This window comes from Stenotrophomonas lactitubi (assembly GCF_002803515.1).
Lineage (GTDB): Bacteria > Pseudomonadota > Gammaproteobacteria > Xanthomonadales > Xanthomonadaceae > Stenotrophomonas > Stenotrophomonas lactitubi.
Genome location: NZ_PHQX01000001.1, coordinates 73,213 through 89,221, shown reverse-complemented (window position 1 = coordinate 89,221; position 16,009 = coordinate 73,213). Strand labels below are relative to the sequence as shown.

The window sequence follows — 16,009 nt, the reverse complement described above, 5'->3', positions numbered from 1 at the left end:
GCAGGCAATCCGTCCGTGCATCTATGGCGGGCGGTGCGTGGGGGCTTCGTGCCCGCCGGCGTTTCGCGTTTTTGCCACCGGTATTGCAACCACGCACCGTCCGCCGCCCTCGCCCAGCGCGAGGGCGGCCCCTTGCTTCGCACTCAAGGACGCCGCCATGACTTCTTCACTCTATCCCTATCTGTTCGCCACCCTGGGCGACGCCGTCGAACGCCTGCCGGACGACCTGGCAAAGGCATTGGAAACCACCCTGGGCAGCACGATGGGCGCCCACGCCGACGAAGGCATCACCCTGCTCGGCTGCCTGCAGCGCATTCGCCACGTGGAGGCCGCCGACGGACGCCCTTGGCCTTGGAAAGCCCGCAATCAGGGCCATGGCATCGCGATGGCACGCATCGACCGCGCCAATGCCGGGCTGACACTGCTGCTGGAACTGCTGCACGCCATCGAGCGTGTGCGCGTGGATGGCGACGAGGGGCAGCAGGTAGGCGATGACGTGCGTGAGGGATTGCTGCTGGCCTGCCGTGGGCTGGCCGAGTATGTGGATGTGCAGTTGCGGGCTGCTTAGCGGCACTTGTAGAGCCGAGCCCATGCTCGGCTTGCCTGGATCCTGATCGAAGAGCAGCCGAGCATGGCTCGGCTCTACAGGGCCGGATCGGCGATCAATCGTAGGCAGCTGTTACCACGATCTCGGTGGAAATGTTGCCGGCGTTGATGCCACTGGTGTTGGGGATGAAGTAGCCCGCCCGCAGCGGATAAGAGGCCGTGGCACCAGAAACCGCCACCGGAATGTCGGCGTCGCCTTTCTTCAGGTACGTGTTGCCGGTCGCGCCAGCCAGCAGCGCGACCGTCACACCCGTTGCTGGCGTGGCGGCGGCAGTGTTCTTCCAGCGCTCCGGGTCGCCGTCGGCGGCCGTGCCATCGAACGACAGGCGCGCGCGGCTGACGCCCACGCAGCCGGTGAAGTTCAACGCACCTGCCTTCACGCTGTTGGCGGCACCTGGCGTCATCTCATCGGCCTTCACCGGGTCCAGCGCGATCGCCGGGGCTGCAAGCGTGCAGGTGCCCGGCAGCACGCGACCGCTGATGGTGAGGGTGGCCTGCGCACCTGCGGCCGACGCGATCAGGCACAGCATCGGCCCCCCGATCAACTGAAGAAGGGAACGGGACATGGCTGGACTCCTGTGAACGATGAAAGGAAAGACGAAACTCATGGGGCGGCGCCCTCTTCCCGCTCCGGCGTGCCCGCCTGCTGGCTCTCCGGCGGCAACGGCTGCGGCACGCACACCGTCTGGCTCCATGACAGGCCGTAGGCGTCCGGTGCATCGGGCATGCGGTAGTCGATGCGGCAGCGTCGCTTGCCATCGGGGTCGACAATCAACGCGCCACTGTCCTGTGCACCCCGCAGCTGGATCACCCCGCCCTGCCCCACCGCACCGGCCGGCGTACCGTCTTCGGTCTGCACCACCGCGGCAAACGGCAGCGGCTGGCCCAAGGCATCGGTGGCGTCGATGAACAGCGTGCGTTCGCGACGCACCTGGAACGGCACGCGCACGATGCCACCGGCGGTGGGCGCCACACGCTGCGAGGTCTGCAGCAGCTCCACCTCGATCGGCAGACCGGAGGGATCCAGATCAATGGTGTTCCAGCGATAGGGGCTGATGTGCGGCAGCAACGCGTAGCCATTGCGCGCAACGCGCAGGTCGGTACTGCTGCCGATGCGCGCGCCCTGCGCACCTGGCGCCTGCACCAGCGCGAAGCCCTCGCCCACCGGCGCGCCCAGGTTGAGGCCACCGCCATGCAGCACCACGCTGCCGGACGCACCCAGCGACAGGCTGCTGTAGTCGCCGCTGCGGCTGTAGCCGGCGTTGAGGTTGCCACGGCTGCCCTGCCACGCGGCATAGGCACTGTGGCTGTTCTGTCCGTTGCCCTGCGCGCCGGACAGGCTGTAGCTGAGCGCACGTGACTCACCCAGGCTGCCGCTGATGCCCAGCTGCGATTGCCGCCCACTGTCGGCCTGGCTGAGCTGGGTGCTGGCACGCGGTGCGTTGGCACTGCGGCCCAGCGGCACGCTGAGGGTGAACGCATAGCGCGTGTCCTGGCGGCCATCGCCCAAGCGGTAGCGCAGTGCCGACACGCCATAGTTGACCCGCCCCAACGTGCTCTGGAAGCCCAGCTGGAAATCGTTGCGGCGTCGCGCACTGTCCCAGTACGCCACGTGGCCGCCGCTGAGATACAGGTTGCTGCGCTGCCCCACCTTCTGCGAGAAGTTCACCTGGTAGCGCTGGCGGGCGCGCTGGCCATAGCCCCAGTCGTCGTTCTGCGCACGCGCCACGTCGTTGAGGCTGAGGAAGCCACGCGTGCTGTAGCGGTACGCGGCCAGGCCGAAGTTGGTACCGGTGCGCGCCACGTAGCGCTGATAATTCAAGCGGAAGCTGTTGCCGGTGACCGTCTCGCTGCCGCGCAGGCGCGCGCGCGAATGGGTCACATCGGCACCGAACGCACCGATGGCCGTGTTGACCGCGGCACCGGTGAGCAGCGCGCGATAGTCCTCACCCAGCTGCGCGCCACCCAGCACGGTAAGCCGGTTGTTCACGCCGCGCGCGTAGGTACCTTCGGTGAAGCGCAGCGCCTGCAGCGTATTGCCGGTGTCGCGCAGCTCGCCGGCGGTGACCGCAAAGCGCGACGACCCGGCACGCAACGCCTGCGGCACGGCGGAGAAATTGACGCTGAAGCGCTGCACGCGCCCATCGGCTTCGGTGACGCTGACGTCCAGGTCGCCGCCGAAGTTGGTGGGGTAGAGATCCTCGATGGTGAACGGACCGGGCGCGACGTTGCTCTCGTGGATGATGTTGCCGTTCTGGCGGATGGTGACCACCGCGTTGCCTTCGGCAATGCCCTGCACTACCGGTGCATAGCCACGCAGTGAATCGGGCAGCATGCGTTCGTCGCTGGCCACGCGCACACCGGTGAACGGCACGCTTTCGAACAGCTCGCCACCGGTGTTGCCTTGGCCCAGCAGCAGCTGGCTGTTCCAGCGCGGAATGTCGCGCTGCAGGTGGCTGCTGATGACCTGGTGGCGGGTGCCCTGGCTGCCATGGGTGAGCGACGCGCGGTGGCGCAGGCGCCATGCGCCCAGGTTCAAGCCCGCCTGCAGGCCGAGGTAGCTGCTGTCGTTGCCCTGGCTGCGGTAATGGTTGGCGCTGTAATCGATGAAGGCAGCGGTGATGCCGTCGTCGCGCAGTTCCGGCGCCACGAAGCCGCGCGCGGCGATGGCTTGCGCCGCTTGCGGAATGCTGAGGGACAACTGCAGTTCGCCGCTGTCGAAGGTGGTGCTGGCGCCCGCCACCAGCGCTGGAAGATCCACACAAGTGCTTTCTTCGGCCGGCAGTGCCTCCAGGAACGCAGGCTTCAACGGCAGCCCACGCACCAGCGCCGGTGTCAGGCACGCCACCGCAATCTGCGGATCGTCTTCAATGACGAAGCGGATGTCCTCGCTGCGCAGGTACTCGCCGTTCACGTGCACGTCCACCGCGTAATCGCCAGCCGGCAACGGATTGCCGTTGGCATAGCGCGCCATGTCGATGGCTTCGCCGCCAATCAGGAAGCCTTCGCTGAACTCGACCGGCGCGGCGGCGGCATCGAACGCCAGCCCCGTCGACAACACCGCACCGATGGCGCCGCAGAGCGATCGCGTGACGGCTCGGGCATGGCCAACGGCAATCATCGGTAGTCAGCGGTCAGCACCGCCTCGCCTTTGACGTCGCCGGGCACCAGCGGGTCGGCCGTACGCAGATAGCGCGCACTGAACGGAATGGCCTGCTGGCCCTTGCTGGACCAGCCGTGCGACCACGCCTGGCCGAACTGCACCGGCTGGCCACCACGCAGCAGCTGCACCTGCACGCCGCCAGCGGTGGCACCGGGGGCTGGGGCAAGCTGGCCGTTGCTGCTGCCTGGATCATTCGCGTCGGCCAGCGACAGCTGCACGTCGATGTTGTCCATCGGGCAGTTCATCGCGACGTCGAAGCTGGATTCCTTCGCGTTGCTGCCGCTGGCGGCGAGTTCGTTGGCGAGAACGTCGTCGAGAGTGTGGGAGGCGTTGGCAAGGGTGCAGGTGACGGGGGGAACGGTAAAACCCAGCGCGATGGGCGAAAGCAGGCGTTGACTGGGATCACTCACCGGCCAGGCTTCGACTGTGCCGAGATGCCTGTAGGGCACGCTTTCCATGGCGCCCCCCCGAAAGAAGTACCGGATGATCACACCAGCATTCTTCTTGCCGTTGCTCGTAACGGAAGCATCAAGGGTGATGCGCTGCCCAGGGTGCAATGGTTGGTTTGAGCTGCCAGTCAGCTGGTACACCATGCCAATCAACGGCGAGCGATCGCTGAATCCGTAGGCTGCCCATACCATGCCGTCATAGACGATGTCGCGCACATAGGTCAGGCCTGCCAGAGATACATCCACCACGAACTCGGCCGTTCCCGCCGGGCACTCGTACGCATCGGTCAGGTAGCCCCCCGTGCCACGGTAGTAACGGTCTGGCAGGTCCAGATTGGGCATCGTAATGTTGTCGTCCAAGGTTTGATCACCGAGGACCAGTCGCTGGCAGGCGACAGCCGGAGATGCCAGCAACAGCGCTGCCGGTGCCAACAGCAGCAATCGCCATGACAGCGCGCGCCAGTAGTTTCGGCGGAGTACCAATTCAAGTCCTTCGACAACCAATCGAGGCCGCGCAGTCTAGGCAGCGGCACTGCCACTTCCTATCGGATTAATTGCAGTTCGCGAACGTCAACGCGCTTTTACAACTTGTTGCATACCGCAGCCTGACGCGCGCATCGAAACTACCCGGGCTGACTGCCATGGGCGGTCACCGCGTGCCTCCATTCCACTACAGAGAACTGTCATGCCACTCACACTCCGCCTCCTGTCGCTTTCCGCCCTCACCGTCGTCGCGCCGTCGGTATCTGCCGAAACGCTGGAAATCACTGGTGAACTGATGACTTCCACCTGCTCGGTGGGCTCCACCGGCGGCACCATCACCGTGCCGATGGGCAAGGTCGATCTGGCCTCGGTCAACGCCAGCACCCGCGCCGGCCAGAAGAACTTCACCATCGCGCTGGATTGCTCCGGCTCGGGTGCATCACAGGATGTGGGTGTGCGCTTCGGCGGTACGCCCGATGGCAGTACCGGCAACCTGGCACTGACGGCAGCGTCTTCTGCAGCCAATGTTGGCGTGGCCCTCTACGACGCCGCGGGCAACCAGCAGAAGATCGGTGAAGATCCGGCGGTGTGGGTGACCATCGCCGCCGGTGGCAGCGGCCAGCTGGACTACAGCGCGTGGTACGCCTCACCGGCGCAGAACGCGCAGGCAGGCACCGCCAATGCCTCGGGCGACTTCGTGGTGCTCTACAAGTAATCCACTTCCGGCAGGCCAGCGCCACGCTGTGCTGGCCTGCACCCTTGAATGAGGTTGACCATGAAACTACGCGCCGAGGCGTGGATATGCGCGCTGCTGGCCGTGTCGGTGGCGCCGCCGGCATCGGCCGCGGTGACACTGCAGGGCACGCGCATCGTGCACGACGCCAGCAAGGGCCGCGACGTGACGGTCAAGGCCAGCAACGTGGGCGAGTTGCCGGCGATGACGCAGGTGTGGATCGACGACGGCGACAGCCAGTCGCGCCCGGAGAACGTGCGCACTCCCTTCAGGCTGACACCGGCCGAGCCACGCCTGCTGCAGCCGAAGCAGGGCCAGGCATATCGCGTCACCTACGCACCGCGCCCATCGGAGGCGCCGCTGCCGACCGATCGCGAATCGGTGTTCTATTTCAATCTGCTGGACATTCCGCCCAAGCCCAGCGATGCCAGCGGCAAGAACCTGCTGCAGTTCGCGGTGCGTACGCGGGTGAAGCTGTTCCATCGCCCCGCCGGACTGCCGGGCAATGCGCGCGACGCAGCAGCCACGCTGCAGTGGTCTGCCGATGGCGATACCCTGCAGGTACGCAACCCGAGCGCGTACCACGTGACGTTGAGCACGTTGACGCTGGCCGATGGAAGCAGCGTGGAGGTGGACATGATTGCGCCGGGGGCACAGGTGCGTTATGCGCTGCCGGAGGGTGCCACGATGCCAGCGACGGTGGCATTCAAGTGGCTGGATGATTACGGCACGCCGCGCGAAGCCGAAGCGCGCGTTGGACGGTAGGCGCAAACTGCGCTTACGCACTGCATCGGCGACTGCTTGCATTGAGGGCGGCCCGCGCGGCAGGCTGTAGTCCACACCCGCACGTCGCAGGTTCGCACCATGGCGTCACCCTCGGGCTCCGTGCTGGCCACCCTGCAACGATTGCAGCGCCGGCTGCTGTTCGGCGGCGGTGCCATCCTGACCCTGCTGCTGCTGGCTGCCGGCTGCGCGGCGCTGTGGCTGCGCCTGGAAACCGTGCATATCAACGAGCGCGAAGCACTACGACGCGGCCAGCAGACGGTGGATCGCTACATCGGCGAGCGCAGGCGGGCCTACGTGGCCAGCTTGAACACCAACGCCACGTTGTGGGCCACCCAGCAGCCCGCGCTGGTGGCCGGAGGCATGTCCATCAGTGAGCGCTTTTCGGCACAGGAGGGCGCCGCAGGCGTCATGGCACCGGGCGCCCTGTCCGTCCCCTGGCTGGCGCTGTCCCCGCGCGATGGCCGTCTTCCGCCCCAGGCGGAGGCGGCGTACCTGGGCATGGTGCAGACTTATTCGGCGTACATGGCCGCAACCGTGGCGGCGCAGGATTCGCCCACCTCCTTGATCTCCTTCGCCTTCGAACCGGAAGGCCGCCTGTTTGCGATTGCTGGACTGCATGATGAAGCGCAGCTGCTGCAGCTCATGAAGGTGCAGAGCCGTGAGCAGGCGCTGGCCGTGCTGGTCCAGACCGCCGATGCGGGCTGGCAGTCGGCGGGTGCGGACTCCGAGCTTCAACTGGCCAGCGGTTGGCTGCGCGCCTACTTCGGCCGCAATCCCTTCACCGGCGAGGATGCGCTGGTCACCCAGATGCGTCTGCGCAGCAACGGTACCCCCTTCATCAACCGGCTGACGTTTGAACCTCTGCAAGGCCTGCGCGAGCGGTTGGAGGAGGCCAGCCCGGGCACGTGGGTGGTGCTGGACCGCCAGCAGAACGATGTTCTGCGCAGCGCGGTGGACGCTGCAATTTCCGGGCCTGCGCTGCGCGCCGTGCCATCGCCCCGGCCTACGATGCTGGCACTGCCTGACGGCTGTGCCTTCGTGGTATCCACGCCATTGCATGGCATCGACTGGACACTGCTGCGGCTCTACCGCTGGAGCGACATCTGGGCGGCGCAGCGGATCTATCTGCTCGGCGGTGGGCTGGCCCTGGCAGCGTTGCTGGCCGCGCTGTGGACGCTGTTGCTGCTGGTGGACCGGCGCGTGCTGCGGCCGGCGCTGGAGGAAGCCGCACGGGTGCATGAAAGCGAAGCGCTGAGCCGCACGCTGATCGAAACCTCGCCGGTGGGCCTGTGCCTGCTCGACCAGCAGAGCGGGCAGGTGATCCTGCATAACCAGGCACTGGAGCAGTTGATCGGCGACGCCGCCGGCAACCTGATGGACGTGCTGGTCGGCCGCCTGGTGCAACGCGTTGACGGCCAGGTGCACGGCCAGCTGTTCGAGGCACCCTCCTCGGATGAGCAAGGCTCCCCGCGCTACCTGCAGTCCATCGTGGCCGCCTCGCGCTACCAGCGGCGGGCGATCTGGGTCTCCGCGGTAACCGATGTGACCGCGCAGAAGGAAACCCAGCAGCGCCTGCTGGATGCACGCCGGCATGCCGAACGAGCCCAGCACGATGCCGAGGCTGCGGACCACGCCAAGACCGCCTTCGTGGCGATGATCAGCCACGAAATACGCACCCCCTTGAGCGGCGTGCTCGGCCATCTTGAACTGCTTGCGCACCAGGCCATGCCACCGGCGTCGCACGCGCATGTCACGCGTGCGCGCAGTGCCGCTGATGTGCTGCAGGGGCTGGTGAACGACACCCTGGACCTTTCCCGCATCGAAGCCGGGCTGATGACGCTGGAGCCGGCACCTTTCAATCCGCGTGCGCTGCTGCAGCAGACTGCGACGCTGTTCGAACCACAGGCCAGCGCGAAGGGCCTGCGCCTGGAGCTGCACACGGGCGATGCGCTGGGACCCGCCTACGTAGCCGACGCAGGCCGCTTGGCGCAGGTGATCAACAACCTGGTTGGCAATGCAGTGAAGTTCACGGCATCGGGAATGGTGGCGGTCAGCGTTGATGCCTCGGTGCGGCCTGATGGCACGGAATGGCTGCACGTGGAGGTCCGCGATACGGGCCCGGGCATCGATGCCGAGGCGCAGGACAAGCTGTTCAAGCCGTTCGTGCAGGTCGGTGCCGGCTCGGCACGGCAGCACGGCGGCAGCGGCCTAGGGCTGGCCTTGTGCCAGCGCTTCACCGAACTGCTGGGCGGCACCATCGGCGTGCGCAGCACGCCGGGCAACGGCAGCGTTTTCCACGCGGACATTCCGGCAGGCCGGACCACCGCCGTGGCAGACGCGCTGCCACGGCCGGCGCCTGTCGAGCGCGCGCATCCCTCGCGCGGCCACGCGTTGCTGGTGGATGACAGCGTGATCAGTCGTGACGTGACGCTGGGACAGCTGCGTGCACTCGGCTGGCAGGTCACCCTCGCGGCCGACGGAGAGGAGGCGTGGCAGCGCTGGCGCGAGGACCGGTTCGATATCGTGCTGACCGATCTGAACATGCCACGCATGGACGGATACGGGCTGGCCCGGAAGCTGCGTGCGGACGATCCCTCCATCCCCATCGTGGCGCTCACCGCCAACGCGATGCCCGAAGATGCGCGACGCGTACGCGAAGCAGGCATGTCCACCCTGCTGCTGAAGCCACTCGACCTGCCCTCGCTGGAGGCCGCGCTGCACGGATTCGATCTTGATCGCACGATCCGGCCAACGTTACCCCCGGCAGTAAGCGAGGTGGTTCAGCGGCAGATGCGCGAGGCGTTCCTGCAAACCGCGCATCGTGATTACACGGCGCTGATCCAGGCGCTGGACAGCGCCGATGCACCGGCCCTGATCGATCTGCTGCACAGCTTTGCCGGCGCGCTGGCATTTCTGGGGGAGACCCAGGCGGCGCGCAGCTGCCAACAGGCCGAGCAGGCCCTGCACAGCGCCGGTGTGACAGATGCGACGTCGAAGGCAACCGTCGTTGAAGCTATCGCGTTGATCGCGGCGAGCATCGAACGACAGGTTGCCGCGCAACAGCGGGCATGACGTGGTGTGCTCAGCCGGCGAAGTGCTCGTACCCGCTCGGGCCGTCGTGGCCTTCGGTATGCACGCCCTGCCCTTCCATGATCCGGCCGATGCGGGTGATCGGCAGATCCAGCGATTCGGCAACGAAGTGCAACGCGTCGCGCTGGTCGGCGGCGGCGGTGAAGCACAGTTCGTAATCGTCGCCACCATGCAGAGCGCACTCACGGGCAGCATCGCGGCCCAGTAGTTCGCGCAGCGCCGCTGACATCGGCAACGCATCGGCATCGACTTCGGCGCGCACGCCGCTGCGGGCAGCAATGTGGCCAAGGTCGGCCAGCAACCCATCGGAGATATCCACGGCGGCATGCGCGAATGCACGCAGGCGCAGGCCGAGGGTGACGCGCGGGGTGGGACGCAGCAGGCGCAGGCGCAGGGTTTCGTAGTCGGCCAGCAGCGTGGCGGCGGTCACGTTCAATGCGCCCTGCTGCCACAGCCGCAGCGCGCCGGCAGCGTCGCCGAGGGTGCCGCTGACCCAGATGTCATCGCCAATCTGTGCGCGATCACGACGCAGCGCCTGGCCACGTGAGACCTGACCCATCGCGGTGACCGACAGCGACAGCGGGCCACGCGTGGTGTCACCACCAATCAGCGCGATGTCGTGCTGGTCGGCCAGTGCGAAGAAACCGTCGGCGAACGCGTCGATCCAGTCTTCGCTGGCTTCCGGCAGCGAAAGTGCAAGCGTGCACCATGCGGGGCGCGCGCCCATCGCGGCGAGGTCGGACAGGTTGACGGCCAGCGTCTTCCAGCCGATGTCGAACGCCGGGGTTTCTGCCGGGAAATGCACGCCGCTGTTGAGCGTGTCGGCGGTGACCACCAGCTGTTCGTTCGGGCGCGGCTGCAGCAGTGCAGCGTCATCGCCGATGCCGAGCACGATGTCGTCGCGCTCGACGGTGCGGGCGCGGATGCGGTCGATGAGGGTGAATTCGGCCAGGGACATGGGGCGTTCTGCTTTCTTGTAGAGCCGAGCCATGCTCGGCTGCAGTTCGATCACGCGCCGCACTGCCGGACGCAACCGTGCGCTGCACGGTGAGCCGAGCATGGCTCGGCTCTACAGAAGTCGGGTCAGTGACCCGATTCGACCTTGCGCCATTCCACGGCGGCACGATCCAGCACGCCGTTGACGTAGGTGTGGCCATGTTCGGAACCGAAGCGCTTGGCCGATTCAATGGCTTCGTTGATGACCACGCGGTACGGCACGTCCAGGCGGTAACGCAGTTCGTAACCGGCCAGGCGCAGCACCGCACGTTCGATCGCGTCCACCTCGTCGATGCTGCGGTCCAGGTACGGGCCGAAGGCTTCGTCGATGTCGCGACGGTTGTCGAGCACGCCATGCACCAGCGCTTCGAAGTACGCCAGGTCGGCGATTTCGCGGGCCTGCTCGTGGGCGAACTGGGCGATCAGCGACTGGCCGTTGCCACCGGAGATCTGCCAGGCGTAGATGGCCTGCACGGCACGACGGCGCGCGCGCGAGCGCAGCACCGGATCGATGCCATCGCGGCGGACGGGTTTACCGGAGGGCTTGCCCTGGGTGTTCTTGTTCATGGCAGCTGCTCCAGAAGGTTGACCATTTCCAATGCGGCGAGTGCGACTTCCTCGCCCTTGTTGCCGTGGCTGCCGCCTGCGCGGGCCTCGGCATCTTCCACACGTTCCACTGCCAGCACGCCGTTCAGCACCGGCACGCCGAAGTCCAGCTGCACGCGCATCAGGCCTTCGGCACAACGGTCGGCCACGTGTTCGTAATGGCGGGTGTCGCCGCGGATCACGCAGCCCAGGGTGAGGATGGCGGCGTGTTCGTGGGCGGCGGCCAGGCGCGCGGCAACCAGCGGCAGTTCCCAGGCACCCGGCACGCGGATCACGTCGATGTTGGCTTCGGCAATGCCGTTGCCGGCCAGGCTCTGGCGGGCGCCAGCAACCAGCACGTCGGTGATGCGGGCATTCCAGCGGCTGGCCAGGATGGCGAAGCGCGCCGATTCGGGAGTGCGAAGATCGCCTTCGTAGTGGCTCATATGCGGCTTGGGATTCGATTAAGGGGTAATTCTACCGTGGATGGGCCCCGGCCGTGGCTGGCGGGGGCCTGGAGGCGTGCCGACCAACGGTCGGCACCCACCAGAGGGCAGACGGTGGGTGCCGACCGTTGGTCGGCACGCCAAGGGGGTTACGGGGTGACCGTCTCCACCACTTCCAGGCCGTACCCGGCCAGGCCGATCTGGCGGCGCGGAGTGCCCAGCACGCGCAGCTTGCCCAGGCCCAGGTCGGACAGGATCTGCGCACCGGCACCGTTGCGGCGCCACTGGCTCACGTCCTTGTCCTTGCCCGGCACCACCGGCGCCGGCTGCTGGCGCAGGCGGGCCAGCAGGCCTTCGCCGTCGCGCGGGGCCTGCAACACGACCATCACGCCACTGCCCTCGGCATCGATGGCACGCAGGGCATCGGTGGCGGCCACGCCGAAGTCGTCGCGACGCCAGTGCAGCAGGTCGGCCAGCGGGTTTTCCACCTGCACGCGCACCAGGGTCGGGGTATCGGCATCCGGGGTGCCACGGACCAGGGCGAAATGCAGGTCGTGGGCGATGCGGTCGCGGTAGGTGACCAGCTTGAACGGGCCGAATTCGGTCTCGATCTCGCGCTCATCGACGCGCTCGACGGTCTTTTCGGTGGCCAGGCGATAGGCGATCAGATCGGCGATGGAGCCCATCTTCAGGCCGTGCTCGCGGGCGAACACTTCCAGTTCCGGGCGGCGCGCCATGCTGCCGTCGGGGTTGAGGATCTCCACCAGCACGCCGGCCGGTTCCAGCCCGGCCAGCATCGCCAGGTCGACGCCAGCTTCGGTGTGGCCGGCGCGGGTCAGCACGCCACCCGGCTGGGCGATCAGCGGGAAGATGTGGCCCGGCTGGTGCAGGTCGGCCGGCTTGGCGTTGGGCTTCACCGCGGTGCGGATGGTGTGCGCGCGGTCATGCGCCGAGATGCCGGTGGTGACACCTTCGGCGGCCTCGATGCTGACGGTGAAGTTGGTCTGGAACTGCGCGGTATTGGCCTGCACCATCGGCGCCAGGCCGAGGTCGGCGGCGCGGGTGCGGGTCAGCGGCAGGCACACCAGGCCACGGCCGTGGGTGACCATGAAGTTGATGTCGCTGGCCTTGACCAGCTCGGCCGCCATGATCAGGTCGCCTTCGTTCTCGCGGTCTTCGTCATCGACGATGACGACCATGCGGCCGAGGCGGATGTCTTCCAGGATGTCGGGGATGGGGGCGAAGTTCATGGGGTATCTCCCTGTGGGTGCTGACCGTTGGTCGGCACGGCATCTCCCTGTGGGTGCAGACCGTTGGTCGGCACACTGATCAGCCGCTCGACATAACGAGCAACCAGATCGATTTCAAGATTGATCGCGCTGCCCACGCCGGTGGCGGAGAACGCGGTATTGGCCACGGTGTGCGGGATCAGCGCCACTTCAAAGCCTTCGTCGTCCACTTCGTTGACGGTGAGGCTGACGCCGTCCACGCAGATGGAGCCCTTCTTGGCGATGTAGCGGCGCAGCGCGGCCGGCGCGGCGAAACGCCAGCGCTGCGCGCGGGCATCTTCGTGGATGGACAGCACCTGGCCGAGGCCATCAACGTGGCCGCTGACCAGATGGCCGCCGAGGCGGTCGGTCGGGCGCATGGCACGTTCGAGGTTGATCACAGCACCTTCGGCCAGCTGGCCCAGCGTGGTCAGGCCCAGGGTCTCGGTGGACGCATCGGCCTGGAAGCTGCCGGCGTCAAACGCGATGACGGTGAGGCAGACGCCGTTGATGGCGATGCTCTCGCCCATCTGCACGTTGTCGAACGGCAGATTCCCGACATTGAAGGTGAAGCGGACATCGCCGCCGATGGATTCGCGAGCGGCCAGACGGCCGACGCCTTCGATGATTCCAGTAAACAAGTAACGTTCTCCGCGAAAAGTGAGCGAAAAACGCCGCAAGGCAAACAGGCGGGCGCAGGGCCGCATAGGCCCTGTGGCACCGTCTTCTTTCATCCGGACTATGACCGTCGGCTCCGGCATTGGACCGGATCTGCTGACCCCCGACGGTAAGGCCGGGGCGCTCGCGGGCTCGTGCTTGCGCACCTACCGCCGGTGGGGAATTGCACCCCGCCCTGAAGACGTTTGTGTACCGGCGAACCGGCCCGCCAAGTGTAACAGCCCGGGCTGAACGGGGTCGGATGCCATGGGGTCAGAGCCGTTTCCCGATGGGAAACGGATCCGACCCCGCCCGGGCGTGCCCTGGCCTGTGACGGCCGTCGCTCGCATTTCGTAAAACTTTCATTAAAATCGGCGCTCGGACGACATGAGGTCGCCACGGACTGCCGCACAGGTGGACCGCCAATGGACTGAAATTCACAGGAATTCCCATGCGCAAGATCCTGATCGTGGCCGCCCTGCTGGCCGCCGCCCCGTTCTCGGCCTCGGCCGACGCCCTGAGCTACACCTACGTCGAAGGCGGCTGGACCCAGGTCAAGACCGATGACGAAGCATTCAACGACCCGAAGGTCGATGGTGGCTATGTGCGCGGTTCGATCGCGCTGGCCGAGCAGGTGCACGTGTTCGGCGGCTGGAACTACGGCAGCAAGTCGTACGACTACGACTACGGCTCGATGAAGCTGAAGTTGAACCAGCCGGAGCTGGGCGTCGGCTACCACATGCCCTTCAGTGATCGCGTCGATTACACCGCTGACATTGCCTGGGTCCGCCAGCAGGCGGAAGTGACCGTCAAGGACGTGGACTACGGCCGCTTCACCATCAAGGACCACACCAACCTGGTGCGTGCCACCATGGGCCTGCGTGGCAAGCCTTCGCGCATGACCGAAGCCTGGATCAAGGCCGGTTACATGGACGGCGGCAACGAGTTCAAGGGCACCTGGGTCGGCACCGTCGGCGGCCAGATCAACTTCACCCGTACCTGGGGCCTGGTCGGTGAGATCTCCGGCTACCGCGACGTCACCCAGTACTCGGCCGGCGTGCGCGCCAGCTTCTGATTGCCCGATCCTCGTCGTGTGATCGAACGGGTCCCGCAAGGGGCCCGTTTTTTGTTGGCCGCCGCGCGCAACACGCTTGGCTGTCGCGCACCATCGAATGCCATGGCAATTGCGCTAGGCTTGCCGCCCTCTGGAACAGGAACACCGTCATGAAGACCCCGATCCGCGGCCTGCTGGCCACCGCACTGCTGTGCGCCCCGTTGTTCGCCGCTGCTGCACCTGCGCAGCTGACGCCGGAACAGACCTTCGACCTCTATGCACGCGCATTGCTGGAAGACGATACCGCCGCCACGCGCACGCTCAACGACGCGCTGAAGCCGGCCTTCGACGGCCAGGACTCGGTAACGCCGGTGCCGGGCATGATGGCGCAGGCCCTGGCAGAACCGTGGCAGACGGTGCTGGCCGTGGCCGGCGTGAAAGGCGATCCTGCAGCGGCGGAAGCAATGTACGCCAAGGCGCTGAAGGCCTCGCAGTGCCGTGCCACGCGCAGTTCGGTGGAAGACAACGAGTACGTGGACGACCAGAAGATCGCCAAGGTCGATTTCAGCTGCCAGCTGGCCGACCTGGCCAGCGTGCATCCGTTGTTCACTGCCAGCCTGACCAGTGATGTGCAGGCTACCCGCACGCGCTTCACCGAGGCCTATACCAAGGCCCTGCAGACTGGCCCGCGCAAGGCAGTGACCGGCACCCTCACCCTGTACACCGCCAAGGACAAGGGCTACTGGTACAGCAGCAACTTCGACGATCTGGTCGGCCCGGTGCTGGGTGCGCTGGCGCCGTTCGAAGAATGGATCCAGGACGTTGAAGCGGCCAAGGCACCGAAGGTGACCGGCGTGCCGGCCTGCGACCTGCTGCTGCAGCAGCACCGCAGCTGCGTGGCGAAAATTGCGCCGGACCAGATCAGCGGTGTTGATGCGATGGCCGAAGAGCTGAAGGCGAAGACGCAGGTGATGTCGGCCGAGGAGATGACGCAGGAGTGCAAGTCGCTGCGTCCGATGGCCGAGATGATGTGGACCGATGAGTGCGCGTGAGATCACTGCGCTGAAACGACTGGGGCTGGCAGCGCTGCTGGCCCCTGGTACTGCACTGGCGTCGGCACCTGCGCTGACGCCCGTGCAGGTATTCGACCTGTATGCACAGGTGATCGTGCACGGCGATGCAGCAGCACAGGCAACGCTGGCCCGCTATCTCGATACCGACAACGGGGCTGCCTTCGCCGCGGCATTGGCGGGCGCAAGCCATCTGGACGAGGCGCCCGAACTGGCTGATTGGCCGAAGGCCGCGGCGGCGCTACGCAAGCGGCAGGCCTCGGCGCATTGCGCCACCGACAGCGTGCGCCATCCTCAGACCGACAGCGCCGACGTCGACTATCGCTGCCACCTGCCCGACCTGTCGGCACTGCTGCCCGTGTATCGACAGCATCGCGTGCCGTTCAATGGGCCGCATCCGCCGCAGATGGCAAGTGAACTGGCGACGGCATATACGCAGATGATCGCCGTAGTACCGGACCGGGAAAGGATCATCACGGTGTCGTTCCATCGCGACCTTGACGGTGGTGCCTGGCGCATGCAGAACCCAACGCCGCTGATGAGCGGACTAGCGGATGCGTTCCTGCCGTTCTTCGAGTGGAACGAGCACCTGCCGAATTGAAAAAGGGACGGAGGGGATTAAG

Annotated in this window: 15 protein-coding genes and 1 riboswitch; of the genes, 7 read left to right on the top strand and 8 right to left on the bottom strand. The window is 66.6% G+C overall.

The features are described from left to right. Window positions 1-157: 157 nt before the first annotated feature. Window positions 158-568 carry a hypothetical protein gene (locus tag CR156_RS00370; protein ID WP_100551551.1) on the top strand — a complete coding sequence of 137 codons (411 nt, stop codon included), beginning with the start codon at window positions 158-160 and terminating at the stop codon, window positions 566-568. A 94-nt stretch (window positions 569-662) separates the two neighbouring features. Here the strand turns inward: CR156_RS00370 and CR156_RS00365 are convergent, their stop codons facing one another. From CR156_RS00365 to CR156_RS23100, 3 genes are read right to left on the bottom strand one after another with little or no spacing between them, the layout of a single operon-like run. Then, the gene (locus CR156_RS00365) at window positions 663-1,172 is read right to left on the bottom strand and encodes a fimbrial protein (RefSeq protein WP_223880238.1); all 510 of its coding nucleotides are present in this window, start codon (window positions 1,170-1,172) and stop codon (window positions 663-665) included. A gap of 38 nt (window positions 1,173-1,210) precedes the next feature. After that, on the bottom strand, window positions 1,211-3,727 hold the full coding sequence (locus CR156_RS00360; protein WP_100551549.1) for a fimbria/pilus outer membrane usher protein: 2,517 nt from the start codon (window positions 3,725-3,727) through the stop codon (window positions 1,211-1,213). Beyond that, window positions 3,724-4,578, bottom strand: a complete 855-nt coding sequence (locus CR156_RS23100) for a fimbrial protein (protein WP_223880237.1) — start codon at window positions 4,576-4,578, stop codon at window positions 3,724-3,726. Before CR156_RS23100 ends, CR156_RS00360 begins: the two co-directional genes overlap by 4 nt. Before the next feature lie 325 nt (window positions 4,579-4,903). On the opposite strand from CR156_RS23100, the gene CR156_RS00350 reads away from it, so the two are divergent. The 3 genes from CR156_RS00350 (at window position 4,904) to CR156_RS00340 (ending at window position 9,292) form a co-directional block, all read left to right on the top strand. Further along, the gene (locus CR156_RS00350; protein WP_100551548.1) at window positions 4,904-5,416 is read left to right on the top strand and encodes a fimbrial protein; all 513 of its coding nucleotides are present in this window, start codon (window positions 4,904-4,906) and stop codon (window positions 5,414-5,416) included. A gap of 60 nt (window positions 5,417-5,476) precedes the next feature. Further along, a complete protein-coding gene (locus CR156_RS00345; protein WP_100551547.1) occupies window positions 5,477-6,199 on the top strand; it encodes a fimbrial biogenesis chaperone in 723 nt (240 codons plus the stop codon). Between the two features lie 99 nt (window positions 6,200-6,298). Then, entirely contained in the window at window positions 6,299-9,292 is a 2,994-nt protein-coding gene (locus tag CR156_RS00340; RefSeq protein WP_100551546.1) for an ATP-binding protein, read from the top strand. A 10-nt stretch (window positions 9,293-9,302) separates the two neighbouring features. Here CR156_RS00340 and thiL read toward each other — a convergent pair whose 3' ends face one another. From thiL to CR156_RS00315, 5 genes are all read right to left on the bottom strand, one after another. Then, window positions 9,303-10,268, bottom strand: a complete 966-nt coding sequence (gene thiL / locus CR156_RS00335) for a thiamine-phosphate kinase (RefSeq protein ID WP_100462899.1) — start codon at window positions 10,266-10,268, stop codon at window positions 9,303-9,305. 125 nt (window positions 10,269-10,393) lie between these two features. Further along, complete coding sequence (nusB, locus tag CR156_RS00330; protein ID WP_049469504.1) at window positions 10,394-10,873, bottom strand: transcription antitermination factor NusB; 480 nt, start codon at window positions 10,871-10,873, stop codon at window positions 10,394-10,396. Further along, window positions 10,870-11,337, bottom strand: coding sequence for a 6,7-dimethyl-8-ribityllumazine synthase (ribH, locus tag CR156_RS00325; RefSeq protein WP_025876639.1), 468 nt, complete (start codon window positions 11,335-11,337; stop codon window positions 10,870-10,872). The genes nusB and ribH overlap by 4 nt, the downstream gene beginning before the upstream one ends. Window positions 11,338-11,486: 149 nt before the next feature. Then, entirely contained in the window at window positions 11,487-12,587 is a 1,101-nt protein-coding gene (gene ribB, locus CR156_RS00320; protein WP_100551545.1) for a 3,4-dihydroxy-2-butanone-4-phosphate synthase, read from the bottom strand. Next, window positions 12,584-13,246 (bottom strand): riboflavin synthase, encoded by a 663-nt coding sequence (locus CR156_RS00315; protein WP_100551544.1) that lies wholly within the window; start codon window positions 13,244-13,246, stop codon window positions 12,584-12,586. Before CR156_RS00315 ends, ribB begins: the two co-directional genes overlap by 4 nt. Window positions 13,247-13,323: 77 nt before the next feature. Then, a riboswitch (FMN riboswitch) is annotated at window positions 13,324-13,470 on the bottom strand. Window positions 13,471-13,713: 243 nt separating this feature from the next. On the opposite strand from CR156_RS00315, the gene CR156_RS00310 reads away from it, so the two are divergent. The 3 genes from CR156_RS00310 (at window position 13,714) to CR156_RS00300 (ending at window position 15,987) form a co-directional block, all read left to right on the top strand. Then, entirely contained in the window at window positions 13,714-14,337 is a 624-nt protein-coding gene (locus tag CR156_RS00310; protein WP_100551543.1) for an outer membrane beta-barrel protein, read from the top strand. 149 nt (window positions 14,338-14,486) lie between these two features. After that, window positions 14,487-15,368: a hypothetical protein gene (locus CR156_RS00305; RefSeq protein ID WP_100551542.1), complete on the top strand. Its 882-nt coding sequence runs from the start codon at window positions 14,487-14,489 to the stop codon at window positions 15,366-15,368. Next, the gene (locus tag CR156_RS00300) at window positions 15,355-15,987 is read left to right on the top strand and encodes a hypothetical protein (RefSeq protein ID WP_100551541.1); all 633 of its coding nucleotides are present in this window, start codon (window positions 15,355-15,357) and stop codon (window positions 15,985-15,987) included. Before CR156_RS00305 ends, CR156_RS00300 begins: the two co-directional genes overlap by 14 nt. The last annotated feature ends 22 nt before the right edge of the window (window positions 15,988-16,009 follow it).